Origin of the sequence: uncultured Bacteroides sp., from assembly GCF_902491285.1 — a bacterium.
Lineage (GTDB): Bacteria > Bacteroidota > Bacteroidia > Bacteroidales > Bacteroidaceae > Bacteroides.
In genome coordinates, this window is sequence record NZ_CABUHK010000002.1 from 25,511 (window position 1) to 39,303 (window position 13,793).

The 13,793-nt window shown below is 45.6% G+C and carries 8 protein-coding genes; 1 reads left to right on the forward strand and 7 read right to left on the reverse strand.

Going from position 1 to position 13,793, the window contains the following annotated elements; all coding sequences use genetic code 11:
- Positions 1–49: 49 nt before the first annotated feature.
- On the reverse strand, positions 50–871 hold the full coding sequence (locus tag RDN93_RS00665) for a hypothetical protein (protein WP_008666620.1): 822 nt from the start codon (positions 869–871) through the stop codon (positions 50–52).
- 198 nt (positions 872–1,069) lie between these two features.
- On the opposite strand from RDN93_RS00665, the gene RDN93_RS00670 reads away from it, so the two are divergent.
- On the forward strand, positions 1,070–3,493 hold the full coding sequence (locus RDN93_RS00670) for an ATP-binding protein (RefSeq protein WP_005844306.1): 2,424 nt from the start codon (positions 1,070–1,072) through the stop codon (positions 3,491–3,493).
- A 117-nt stretch (positions 3,494–3,610) separates the two neighbouring features.
- Here RDN93_RS00670 and RDN93_RS00675 read toward each other — a convergent pair whose 3' ends face one another.
- The 6 genes from RDN93_RS00675 to RDN93_RS00700 are packed head-to-tail and all read right to left on the reverse strand — an operon-like array spanning position 3,611 to position 13,714.
- Positions 3,611–4,186, reverse strand: coding sequence for a hypothetical protein (locus tag RDN93_RS00675; RefSeq protein WP_005844307.1), 576 nt, complete (start codon positions 4,184–4,186; stop codon positions 3,611–3,613).
- 50 nt (positions 4,187–4,236) lie between these two features.
- Positions 4,237–5,532 (reverse strand): phenylacetate--CoA ligase family protein, encoded by a 1,296-nt coding sequence (locus RDN93_RS00680; RefSeq protein ID WP_005844309.1) that lies wholly within the window; start codon positions 5,530–5,532, stop codon positions 4,237–4,239.
- A gap of 1 nt (position 5,533) precedes the next feature.
- Entirely contained in the window at positions 5,534–7,198 is a 1,665-nt protein-coding gene (locus RDN93_RS00685; RefSeq protein ID WP_005844311.1) for a C45 family peptidase, read from the reverse strand.
- On the reverse strand, positions 7,191–8,681 hold the full coding sequence (locus tag RDN93_RS00690; protein WP_005844313.1) for an NAD(P)/FAD-dependent oxidoreductase: 1,491 nt from the start codon (positions 8,679–8,681) through the stop codon (positions 7,191–7,193). The genes RDN93_RS00685 and RDN93_RS00690 overlap by 8 nt, the downstream gene beginning before the upstream one ends.
- On the reverse strand, positions 8,674–12,528 hold the full coding sequence (locus RDN93_RS00695; RefSeq protein WP_016271730.1) for a trifunctional MMPL family transporter/lysophospholipid acyltransferase/class I SAM-dependent methyltransferase: 3,855 nt from the start codon (positions 12,526–12,528) through the stop codon (positions 8,674–8,676). The genes RDN93_RS00690 and RDN93_RS00695 overlap by 8 nt, the downstream gene beginning before the upstream one ends.
- On the reverse strand, positions 12,521–13,714 hold the full coding sequence (locus RDN93_RS00700) for a DUF2062 domain-containing protein (protein ID WP_005844317.1): 1,194 nt from the start codon (positions 13,712–13,714) through the stop codon (positions 12,521–12,523). Before RDN93_RS00700 ends, RDN93_RS00695 begins: the two co-directional genes overlap by 8 nt.
- Positions 13,715–13,793: the final 79 nt, after the last annotated feature.

The window sequence follows — 13,793 nt, forward strand, 5'->3', positions numbered from 1 at the left end:
GATGCCGGGTCGGCGGTTGTGTTGTTGTATATTCATTATGAATGGTATGTTATTCATCGAACAGTTTGGCCTGTCTGGAAATAAGTTTCAAGGTCTTTCCTTCATTTAATGCAGTAAGAATAGTTTCACCCCCTTTGTTCACTTTGCATAAAGAGATTTTCGGTCCCATGATTTCGGTAATCCGTATTTCACCGATTTTGGTTTCTATATTATGTCCTTCCAGTATGCCATCTTCCACTACATCAAAGCGTAATCCTTCTTTGATAGGATCATCATATCCCAGGTTGATATAAATGGTTTTTGCCTTGTCTCTTTTGGTAGATACCACTTTCAGTATTGAACCGTATACTTTGAAGTGATTTTCTACAAAAAGTCCCATTTCGTATGGCACATTGATTAATGAATTCTCTAAAGCGCTATATTGGGTGGCATCTTTACCGGATGCTGAGCCTGTCTCTTCATAATTGCGTGTGCTGATAGTTACTCCGTCACTGGTCCGTATTAAATCAAGGCGCAGGGTGAATTTCTCTTTATAACTGTTCTCACGGCTGTGGTAACGTCTGTGAGAGCTTCCGTCATCGGTTGCTTCCCTTTGTATCAGGTTTCCTTTTAACAGGTACTCTGCTCTGAAGCGGCGTGCATCTTCCAGCGGGCTCAGACTGAGATCACTTCCAGCCGAAACGGCGTCCACTACATTGATGCGGTTGGTGTTGCGGATACCATCGATAAATGCGAGACGAATCAGGTTGATCGCCCTGTTGGGTATTTTGATCTCACTATTGAAGTCATCTACATAAATCGTATATTTTTGTCCGGATGCTTCTAAGGATATGACTGTCAAAATTATTAATAATAGGATATTACGTTTCATGGTTATACGAATTTGTAAGGTTTGTAATGTAGTTCTTTTACGAAAATACACAGTTCGCTGTTTATTTGCAAGTGAACTGCGTTAAAATAGATTTCGGGCATTGATTATTTATTGCCGGTGTTTATTTTTTCATGTTTAAGTATTTGGTATTGACAGATAATGATTATCTTGGTGCATAAATTAAAAGGTAGCTTGTATATGGGGAAGATTCAAGAGAATGATGCAAGGTTGCAGCAGCTTGTATCAATGGCACGCATAGGATGGTGGGAGGTGGACTTTGATGAAGGAGTTTACTATTGTTCTGAGTTTGTAGCCGATTTGTTAGGAATAGAAGGGAATAAGATTTCTGCTAAAGATTTCGCGAATCTGATTTGTGAGAATTATCGGGAGCGTATTTTGGAGGAATTTCGCTCTTTCCGGATGATGGAGATTTATGAGCAGGTTTTTCCGATACATTCCAAATATGGGATGATGTGGGTCAGTACCAAGGTCGGTGAGAAGCGTATTACCAAAGAAGGTCATGTCCGCGTCATGGGTATGTTGCAATGTATTTCCCGGCAACGGATGAATATGCAGGAGCAGACGGTAGACCGGTTGAACTCTTTATTATCTCGTTTGAACGGCATTTCCAAGTCATTGCTTGATTTTTTGCATTCTGATGATATTACCTTGGTTATCAATAAGATTTTAAAGGAGGTATTGCGCCAATTTCAAGCAGATCGTACTTATATTTTTGAATTGGACAGGAAATTGCATACGGAAGTCTGTACCTATGAAATAGCAGTGGAGGGTATAAAAGAACGTAAGGTTTTATTGTCGGAATCTTCTATTGATTATGCCTCCTGGTGGACAGGACAGATATTGGCTGGTGATCCAATCATTCTTTTTACATTAAATTTGCTTCCTGATTCAGCCGGGGCGGATAAGCGTAGATTAGAGGAATATGGAGTGAAATCTACTATGGTGGTGCCTTTGAACTCAAAAGACGGAGTGTGGGGGTATATAGGGGTGGATATGGTGCGTGAGCACCGGAATTGGTGCAATGAGGATTATCAATGGTTTGTCTCTTTGGGTAATATTATCAGTATTTGTATGGAATTGAGACGCTCTGAATCTGAAGCCCGGCTGGAAAAAGCTTATTTGCAGAATATTTATAAGAATCTTCCTGCTGGTATCGAGTTGTATGATAAGGATGGGTTTATGACAGATTTGAATGACAAGGAGATGGAAATCTTCGGTCTCCGGCATAAGGAGGATGTGATAGGATTGAATTTATTTGATAATCCTTTGCTGCCGCAGGGATTGAAAGATAAGTTGAAAGCAGGAGCACCTATTGATATGTCGTTTAATTATGATTTCGACCGTTTGGACGGCTATTATTCTACTTCTCGTACCGGTACTATCAGTTTGATCTCGAAATTCGCTCCACTTTATGATGCTTTGGGCAATCTGATAAATATATTGTTGATCAATATTGATAATACGGAAACAACAAATGCATATAGCAAAATACAGGACTTTGAGGAGTTTTTCACATTGATTGGTAACTATGCCAAAGTAGGATATGCCCATTTTAATGCCTTGAAATGTGATGGCTATGCTGTGAATAGCTGGTATCGGAATGTAGGTGAGAAAGAAGGAACTCCATTGAATGAGATTATCAAAGTGCATTCTCATTTTCATCCGGATGATCGCAGGATGATGCTTCGCTTCTTTGATCAGGTATTGATACGGGAAGCCAGCCATCTGAGGCGTGATGTGCGTATATTACGTGAAGATGGCACGTATACATGGACAAGAGTCAATGTAATGGTACGCGATTTTCGTCCGGAAGACGGGATTATTGATATGGTTTGTGTCAATTATGACATAACTGAACTGAAAGAAACGGAGCGGAAGTTGATAGCGGCAAGAGATAAAGCGGAAGAGCTGGATCGTTTGAAATCCGCTTTTCTAGCTAATATGAGTCATGAGATCCGCACTCCGCTGAATGCTATAGTGGGGTTTTCCAGCCTTTTAACGGAAACGGAAGATATGAAGGACCGCAAGCAGTATATGGCTATTGTACAGGAGAATACGGAGTTGCTTCTTCAGCTTATTTCAGATATTCTTGATTTATCGAAGATGGAGTCGGGAGCTTTTGAATTTGTCAAGAGTGATACGGATGTCAATCTGCTTTGCAGTGAGATTATCCGTTCTTTACGCATGAAAGTGCCGGCCGGTGTGGAGCTGGTGTTTGAAGAATGCTTGCCCGGATGTCATGTATGGGCAGACAAGAATCGTTTGAATCAAGTCATTTCCAATTTCATTAATAACGCTTTGAAGTTCACTTTTTCGGGCAGCATAACGTTAGGATATTATAGGCAGACAGATGGGTATCTGCGGTTTTATGTTCGTGATACAGGAATGGGAATCCCGAAGAATAAGATAAAAACAGTATTTGACCGTTTTGTGAAACTGAACAGTTTTGTTCATGGTACGGGACTTGGCTTGTCTATTTGTAAGAGTCTGGTGGAACAGATGGGTGGAACTATCGGTGTGGAGTCAGAAGAAGGAGAAGGCTCTTGCTTTTGGTTTACTTATCCTTATCAGGAAATGGCTGGTAGTATTCTGGTACCGTAGAGGGGTTTGATTAATAAAGGTTTATAGCTGTAGGGGTGAATTGAGTTCATCCGGATACATTGATTTTGTGGTATCGGGTGGGAGCATTTCACCCCTACAGTGAACCGGGATTATATGTTAGTCTAGTTTCTTCATGGCGCTGTGTACGGAACCTGCCCAATAATTGCGTAGTCCGAAACCGCGTGCTTTGCCGTTAGTCGGTGCACTATACAGAATCTCACGGGTTTTCGTGTTGAAGAATACAATTTGATAGGTCGCTCTTGCATCTGCCTTGTTTAAAAGCATGGCAATCATAATCAATCCTGTTTTTTCTTCTTGAGAGAGGATAGGAAGTGTCTTGATGACTTCTTCTATCTGTTTTTCATCCAGGGTGTATCCGCTGTTGGTCGTCATGATCTCATCGGGATTGATGGTCTTGTTAGCATCGTTTACTGCCTCTAATGAGGTCACTTCTACATTGACACCCAATCTTTTGCCAATATCATACTTCTTCGGTTCAGTGATGAAAAGCTTGTTGATGTCATCAAAAGTATATTTGAACTGCATGGGGCCTTCTTTCGCTCCGTACACTTTGGCACGGGTAAAGTCTATGCCATAAAATGTCACAGAAGAGATGTCTTTCAATGCGTCTTTGTTTTGCCCGAAGCAAGCCATGCTGCTTACAAGGAATAATAAAACGAGTAACTGTTTCATATTAGTTCTTTTTTAAGTGTTGTTTTGTTGCTGCCAAAGGTAGAAAAATATTATCTCAAATCAATAAATTTAACTATTTTTCGACTCATGGGCGGCATTTGTATTTTCGCGATATACTCTGCCGATTCAAAATTGATACTCGGAGCCACCCGTACTTTGGAACGGAACAGGTCTTTGATTTCTTTAGCGAAGGCTTCGCTGCGGTTTTCACTTCCGATGCGGATCAGTATTTCATCCGTTCCCAGTTCATTGGTATAAACCTCTACAATGTAATTCTTGATATGGGGGATGTTATCCAGAATATCGAATAAAGCGGGTGGGTAAAGGGTCGTACCTTTATATTTTATCATTTGTCCTTTACGGCCCAGTATGGAGCTGAGACGGATGGTGTTACGTCCGCAGGCACAAGGTTCGGTATAATGGTAACAGATATCTCCGGTCTTGAAGCGGAGCAGCGGCATTCCTCTTACTCCCAAAGTCGTAATGGTCACTTCGCCTGCTTCCCCTTCTTTTACAGGTTGGTTGTTATCATCCAGAAACTCTACGATAATCAGTTCCGGCTGGAGGTGGCCACCGTGAAATTCATTACATTCGGTAAACGAGGATTGCATTTCGGTAGATGCGTAGGTGGAGTAAAGTTGCAGGGAATCCCATTTCTCGTGTATCCGTTTACCCAGTGTGTTCAGGGTGAAATCGGGATTGCGGAGTGCTTCGCCTATGCATACACATTTCTGCATGGAGCAGTGATGGTAATCAATATGGTTCTTTTCGGCAAATTCAATCAGTTTGATCAGAAAGGAAGGGACTACCATGCCGCAAGTGGGATGGATGCGCCGGATAGTGTCCCATTGCAGTTCGGGAATGCCGTTTCCCACACGGGCTACCCCCATGCCCAGCTCACGGGCTCCCATATAGTAGGCTAGACCCGCCATGAAACGTCTGTCGATAGTGGTCATCAGTTGCAGTACGTCTTGTCTGCTGCATCCGGTGGTGGTGAATGACAGATATTCGTTGTAGGCCAGCCGGTCAAGGTCCTCGGAAGTCAATACGAAAGTGACGGGGTCGCCCAAGGTTCCCGAAGTGGTGACATAGTCAATAATTTCATCGCGGCTCACGCAAATAAAATCTTCATTATGAAGTTGCAGGTCTGTCTTGGTCGTGACAGGTATTTGTTGCAAGTCTTCTATGGTTTTTATCTGTTGTATATCGATGTGATGTGCTTGGAACAGACGTTGGTAGAATCGTGAATGATTCTGCAAATAAAGCAGTTCCTCAGCCAGCCGGCTTTCCTGATAGGCTTTGATTTCTTCAGGGGAGCGGAATTGTATTTCCGGATTCTTATTCATTTTAGTTGTTTATTTTATGTTCTATACGTTCTGATTCACTTCGCTTGGGGATAGGAAGCAAGAGGGCTTTCTTCCAATTGCGCAGGGCTTTGTCCTGCTGTCCTGTGGCATGATAGTAATCTCCCAGCAACTCGTACACATAAAAGAAATGAGGGTTGGCATGTTGGAAGGCATGCAGGGTCTGTTCGTCCAGCCGTTCTTTCTTTTTAATCTGCTTCCGTAGTACAGGAGCCAGTCTTTTGTAAGTCATCAGCTGTTGGTATTCCTGTTGTTGCAGGAAGGAGTCCGCAGGCACTGTCAGGTTTTCGGTATAGATTTCATGGTTGAAATCGATGGAGTCGCTGAAAATCCTGTTCAGGTCGTATGCCACGTACTTGCCGCATTGCCAGGGAGCGGTGGATACCCACATCCGTTTTTTCTCGGGTTGGAAAATGACGGAGTGATGGGCGATGAACTGGTTGATGGCCATTTCATTGGCAAGGCCCAGTTCCGCTTCTCCCACTCCTTTCCGGTTGCGCAGGATAGAGGCGGCTTTGGGGGCATCTATCGGTGCGTTTTCTTTCAGCAGTTCCTGCAAGCGGGCAAAGCGGTAGGGGCTGTCCGAAGTTTCTATGTTTTCCAGGTTCCGTTTGTCATGGCCGAAGGTTTCCGACTGGTAGTGGTTGGTACAGATGATCTGCTGCCCGTTTCCTGTGAATAAGGCTATTTTCTCCGGCGATTTCTCGATAATTGCGGCTCTGCCGTCCTTGGCCGAACCCACCAGTATGGACTCCGAGACAAATGTTTTCCGTTTCCGGGCGATAGCGTATGCTTCCTCAATGGTAGAAGCATATTGCAATATTTCCCTGGTCAGAATGGAAATAGGGGTGGCGGATGCGGCAGGCAGATCCGATTTGGCGGCATTGATGGTGACAGTCAGCCCCGTTTCATTCATGCCGGAAAGGACACCGGTCATTCCGGCCCATCCCACGGATGCGAAGCGATATCCGTTTTCGGGTTGGTAAAACGAAACGAGCTTGTTGCGTGCAAAGGCGTCACCCATGTAGAAATCGAAATTACGGCCGATGATAAGGGAAGAATCGGCACTGTTCTCACCCCAGCAGGCAAATGAACTGCATCCTACCAGCATATAGTCCTGCATGGCATGTCCCAAGTCGTGGGCGGAGTGGTAATTCAACTGACGCTCGTAGGGGGTGCCGATGAAATCATACTCATGGGTGCAGGAGAGGGAGATGCCATAAATCTCGTCCCGGTACTCTTCCGGCACATTTTTCCCCAGATTCCGGTTGAAAAGGACAATGAAGAAACGGAGGAATTTAAGATAACTTTCAGAGGGGACTATCTCTTTTATCTGATCCACAAATACTTTTTCCTGAAAATAAAGTAAGTCGGAAGTCAGTTGGCCGATGGCTTTGCCTCTTTCGTAGGCAGGTCCGCTGACTTTCAGTTCCCAAAGTCCGCTCTCACTGTGCCGCAGGTAGTTTCCGCCATACTGCCGGAGGCTGTCTTTCCGTATCACACGATCCGTTTCAGGGGTAGACGCAAATTGCGGAGTCATCATATCGGCAGATAGATAGAGATAACTCATGCCTATCATGATCGCCGCTATCAGAATCAACAGGGCCATCCCCCCGTACTTTATTGTTTTCTTCCAAATCTTATGCATTGCCTACTTTTTTTGCTAAATATTCCTGACCTACAAATTCCGAACAAGTGAGCATGGCTGTCAGCGTCACGCCCAAAGCGCCGTGTACATTCAGATTCTGCCCCGTGAGGAACAGATTCTTCAGTTTGGTGCGTGTGGAAACAAAACTGATTTGCGGATACTGGTAGTTTTTGACAATGCCGTATGCCGAACCGTCTATGGTTCCGGTATAGTCCCGATAGCTCAGCGGAGTCGTGGTATGGATCTTTTCAATGCAATGATTCCAGTGAAATCCGAACCGCCTCAGGAACTGCAAGATCTGTTCCGTCTTTTCTTCTTTGAACTGGCGGTATGCCTCGCCACGGTGTTCGGGGGTCGTATCCGTCCATTTGCTGACCTCATCCATATACATGGGGGTCAGTATGGAAACCACCTCTGTGAATTTGCTGTTGCCGCGGGGTACTTGCATGGAGATCATGCAACTGGGGGTATTCCCTTTGTGCATCTCTTTTTCATACCATACATCCTCATTGCCGTGCAGGTATATATTATGGTTCTGATAGGGGCAACAGTCTTTTTTCATCATCAGATTCAGCGTGAATATCCCGTAACTGTTTTCCAGTGACTTGATGCGAGACACAAAAGCCGGTTTGATGGAATGGTTCTTATCCAGCAGGGATAAGGTGAGTTGCGGATGCAGGTTGGATATGACGTAAGTACTTTCCAGTATCTCTTCATGGTTCACTTCCACTCCTTGTATGGCTTCATCCTTGACAAGGATACGGGTCACTTCTTTCCGGTTCAGCACCGTACCGCCGTTGGCACGTATGATATGGATTAATTCCAGACTGACTTGCATACTTCCTTCCGTGAAACGATAGGCGCTCTCCAGATAAGAGTTGTTAATCATGGCGTGTTCATAGAAGGTAGATTTATTTTTGATCCCGCCATAGAGCAGGGAGGTTGCGGCAAGTACATTCTGTAAATCCCTGTTCGTGGTAACGGATGCTATCATCCCGGCTGCTGAGGTGGCAAAGAAATCCATGCCTTCTTGGGACAGGCGGCCTTTTTTCAGGTGGTCTGTGCTGATCAGGTTTCCCACCGATCGGATAGCTGCCACATACCGTTTTAAGTTCTCCCGTTCATGGGGGAATGAGTGGCACAGGGTTTCCATGAACCGTTCATGCCCCATGGCGTAATCATAGATAGCGTCTTTATAATAAATCCGGTCGAACACTTCTTCATCCATCCGTTTGATGGATAACTTGTCCATGATACCGAAATAACGGAAATACTGATTCATGATTTGTCCTTCATCCAGACTGCCGATATAGTGAATGCCGGTATCCATCCGGTGCCCGCCGCGTTGATAAGTCTGGAAGCAGCCGCCAAACAGTTCATTCTTCTCCAGCACACAGACGTGGTAGCCCTCTTTGCTCAAGATGGCTCCGCATTCCAGACCGCCCAGTCCGCTGCCTATGATGATGATATCGTACTTACTCATGTTCCGGTTTGTTTTTTTGGAAGATATAAATCGTATTCGAGGTATATCTGTCATTAGGTAAAATCTCCAGCTGCATCCCACCTTCTTGCGCGATGCTCCTTATTTGCGCTTCGGATGTGAAACAAAGTTGTTCTGTCGTCTTGTTGAAACTGAAAATGCCGGTAGACAGCAGTTCCGTGAAACGGGTGAGGCGGTGTTTCCGGGTGTTGGCGGCATTGCCGTCCCGCACAATCAGCTTTCCTTCCGGGCGCAACTGCTCCATGCATCTGAGCAATAAGGTCCGCTGGTGCTCATAGTTCATATAATGCAGGATATCATTCAGTATGAATGCGTCACTTTCCGGCAAAGGGTATTCCAATGCATTGGCGTATACAAATTGCAGGTGGGGAGTGCGGAGCCAACCCTGTTGCGCTACTGCTATCTTGTCCTCATCATAATCAATCCCTGTAATCTCCCGTTCCTCGGAAAGTTGGGAAAGCATATAGCAAAGCGGTCCGAATCCGCAGCCGATATCTGTAATCTGTCCTTTGACAGGAACCAGTTGGTTGAATAACCTGTAGTTATCTTCCATTTTCACCTTGATGCGTATGTACCATTCCTCTACCGGTCCTTTATAGATATAGTTCTGTACCAGATTTTCGTAGAAGACGGGATTGTCCGTTGTGCTTTGTTCCCGACAGATACGGGCATATTCTTTTTTCATCCGCGCGGAGATGTTTTTGGTACGTTCCTGATAAGTGGTTCCGTACGTAGCATCGTTGGCTGGGATACGCGGTAGAATCTCTGTCAGCATGATGCCTTTCCGTACATTGAACGGCTGTGCCTTGGCTATGATCTTGCAGTTGCCGTAAAGGATGACCGGAATAATATCCAGTTGCAGTTTTTCCGACAGATAGAAAGCTCCTTTATGGAAACGCTTCATCCGTCCGTCGTAGGTACGTGTTCCTTCGGGGAAAATGGCGATGGAATATCCTTCTTTCACCTTTTGGCGCATCCGTTCCACGTAAAGCTCGTAACCGTCTCCTACGTAATAGAAATCGGCATAGCGGATAATGGCTCCGAAGAAAGGAGAGTGCCATACCCAGTGATTGGTAACCATGACCAGTTTGGGAGTCAGTGCCAATAATACCAGTATATCGATGAAAGACTGATGATTGGCTATCAGGATGGCAGGCTTTTTAAACGTTTCTCCTGTCCGGTTTATCCTTTCTTTATGTACAAATGTGGCTATATGGATCAGGCTTTTGCAGGTGACATGTATCAGTTGGCAAAGTACTTGTTTCTTATAGGCTTTGCGGATAGGAAGCAAGGTCATGACAGCTATCAGCAAGCGCAGGAACAGGCATCCGATAAAGAACAGCAGGAACAGGCCGCCGGTTCTTGCCAGTCCTGTCAATGTATAAGGAGGCAACCCTTTGGAAGCGGGTGCTGTGATGAAGAACCGGAAAAGAATGGGTTGCAGCGTGTAGGCTACCAGTACGACGGCAATCATTCCCAAAATGGAGATGAGGGAAATGGACTGCAATGCCGGATGGCGTGCGAAGACCAACGTACCCATACCTATCACGGTGGTGAAAGCGGAGAAGAAGATGGCTGTTTTGTGCGAGTTCAGCAACTGCCGTCCTGTGCGGTACTTATTCTGCAATCCGTCCATAATGAAGATGCTGAAATCATCCCCGATTCCAAAAATAAAGGTGGACAGAATGATGTTGATGATATTGAATTCAATACCCAGCATGCCCATTAACCCCACAATGATAATCCAGCTGACCAGCATCGGCAGGAAACTCATCAGAGTCAGTTCTATGCGTCCGTAGGAGATCCATAAGGCAAAGAAAATCAGAAAAGAGGAGATATAAAGAATCAGATAGAAATCCTGATTGACGGCTGATACCCATTGGCTGGCGAAATAGCCGCGGTCGAAGATAACCACCTTCTCTTTTGGTTGGAAAAGGGGGTACACCGCTTCCTTGTCGGTTTCGTTCATCCGTACCTGAGTAATCAGCATGGTCAGGGAATCGGCGGAAGTCTGCCATTCGTTCAGAAGCCGGGTAGTGATTTCATTCTGGTAGTCCAAAGGCTGGAACGGACGGTCGAGCCATTGGAAAAACGGCTCGAATGCATGTTCACGAAAATGATAACGGGCAGCCTCTGTCCGGATGGTTTCGCGTAACCGGGCTTTCTTTTCCGGAGTCCAGTAGTTGTGCCATTGTTTCAACCGTGCTTCCTGCACCTCTTCCGGTATCAGAAACTGTCCGGCAGAGGCGTAATCTTTTATTTTTCCTTCTTCTTTCAGTTGGGCGAGCAGCCGGTTCGTTTCGGCGTATTGTCCGGTAGCGTCTCCCATATCTTTGCCTGTACTGACAAAGAGAACAGTCTTTTCTTTCTTGTCAAAGAGTTCGGCCAGCTTGTTTTCCGATTGTTTCAAGTGGGCAGGCTCATAGTTCAGACTCATCATATCCTCGTTGAAACGCACGTTCTGCGAGGTGAATAAACATATTATGGTCAGCACGAGAATGCCCCCTACCAAGCCTTTGTTCTTTTCGTATGGATAAGCGTTCAGTTTCTCGATAAAGCGTAGCACCGCCCCTTGTTTTACATGCGCCTGCCCTTTCAGGAAATGCGGCAGATAGACCAGGCAAAACAGCGTGGTTCCTATCAAGGCAAGCGAGGCGAACAGACCGAAATCCCGTAACAGGTTGGAACTGGTAAAGAGGAGGCTGAAAAAGGCGCCGATGGTAGTAAAACTGCCTACGGTAAGCGGATAGGCGATTTCTCTGATTAATTGTTGTACCGATGATACATGATTCTGATGCGCCAGCATGTGTATGGAGTAGCTCAAGGCAATGCCCATTACGGCGGAGCCCGCACCTACGGCAATGGCTGAAATGCCGCCTTTGATAAAGTAGATGAGGCATAAGGCGAATAAAGCTCCGAACAGCACCGGGGTGATGATAAGCGGAATGGATTTCTTATGCTTGAATACCAGAGATATGAAGACAATGATGATAATCAGCGCGATGGAAGAAGTGACCAGCGTATCTTTCTTTATCTGTCGTGCATTGTACACTCCTACGGAAGGACCTCCGAAATATTCGGCAACCAATTGGGGATGTTCCTTTTCCGCTTTTTGCAGCTCATTTTCAATCAGCCGGATGAGTTTGTCATTTTTGCCCGTGCTTCCGGTGTTGAATACCGGGGTGATGAACATCAGCAGGGTGGAACCGTCCCGTGAGAAGATATGTTCATTAATCAGTTCGTAATTAGCTTCCAACTGGAAGTCTTGCAGATGTTTCAGCGTCTGGCTGCCCAGTCCCAACGGGTCCCGCATAATGTAGTTCTTCAAGGCGAATCCTGCCGGAGATATCAGGTTGGAATAGTTCTTCTGCATCAGGGCGGCAATGTTTCCGGCGGTAAGCAAGGTGTCCAGCCGTTGGTAGGCCTCGTCGGAAAGGAACAGGGGCAGGTTGTCGTAAACAAAATCTCCGACACTGTTGATCAGGTTTTCGTCGGCTTTTGAGAAGATCTCTTTAATCAGGGTTCCTTCCGCTTGTTGCTGTAAATCCTGTTTAATGGTTTCGGCAGCTTCAATCAGGGAATCCGCATCCGCCACACCGTCCTTGCCGGACAGCATGATCATAATTTTATCCTTTATCTTCAGATTTTCAAATACGTTGATGGCATTTTGGGAGTCCTTGGTATCCGGAAAGAAACTGGTTACGTTTTCCTCGAATCTGACTTGGGCGGCAAAAAGGGCCATAAAGAGGATGCATACGCTGAGGGACAGGTAAAACAAGACTTTATGCCTTTCAAAATAGTTATATAATCCAACAAAGAATTTAGTCATATCCGTTTTTTCTCCTACATATAGCCAGCAACACGGTGGAGATTACTCCAGACAGCAGACTGCAAGCCATTGCAAAGATAATGCTTCCTATTAAATATTGCTCTAAAACTGATTTGACATTTTCAAGAGAAAGGTCTCCGAGATGCAAATCGGGAGGATTACCCAGTACCATGCAGCCTGTCCGGTAACTGCCGTACAGCAATAGGGGAATCATGGGTGGAATACTGATATTGGCGGCGACAAGGGCAATCACTTTATTCAGTCTGAACAGATGCGCAAGAAAGAGGGTGATCAGCATCTGATAACCCCATAACGGAACGATACCCATAAAAATCCCCAGCATGATGGCGAGTACAATCTTCAGGTTGGATTCCCGTGTATTCAGCACATGGTCGGTGAAGAATCGCTTGCAGTTGCTCCATGACAGTTTGCGGAGCAGGTTACGGGGAACAATCCAAAGGCAGGTAATCAGCACCAGCACCGTGTTCAGCACACTGATACGGGTAAAATCCCGGAACGGCCGGAAATGGGATACCCGTTCTGCTTGCGGGGGATAATACACGTGGATGGGAATGTTCTTCACCGCTACATCTCCCCATGCGGCAAAGACGATGGCTTCCAACTCAAATTCGTATTTGGCGGTGTACCAGCAGCTTTGCACATTCATTTTGCGCAGAGGGTAAAGGCGGTATCCCGATTGTGTATCTTCCAGTTTCAGCCCGGTTTCCAGTCTGAACCAGAAATTAGAGAATTTATTGGCAAAGGTATTCTTGCCCGGCATATTGTCGGAGGCTAAGTTTCGGGCGCCTACCAGCAGCGTGTCGGGCTCTTTTTCAATGGCTTCGATAAAACAGGGAATATCGGAAGCGAAATGCTGTCCGTCCGAATCGATGGTGATGGCATAGCGGAAACCTTCTTTTTTTGCTTGGGAAAGACCGTGCTTTAAAGCGGTTCCTTTTCCTTTATTGACAGGATGGGTAATGGTGCGGATAGCCGGATATTGTTCCAGAATGTTGGCCGTATCATCCGTAGAGCCGTCATTGACGACAATGATATCGTCTGCATACCTGCATACCTCCTCAATGACTGCCGCCAGTGTCTTCCCGTTGTTGTAGGTGGGAATAACGACGACAATCTCCAGTTCCTTTAGTTTCTTCCGCCAAACCGATGTTGTGTTTGTACTCATCTTGTTTTTCAGTCAAACTATTCAGATACGTTTGGGATGAATGTTTTCGTACCTGAACTTATGTGGTTTCTAATGGGTG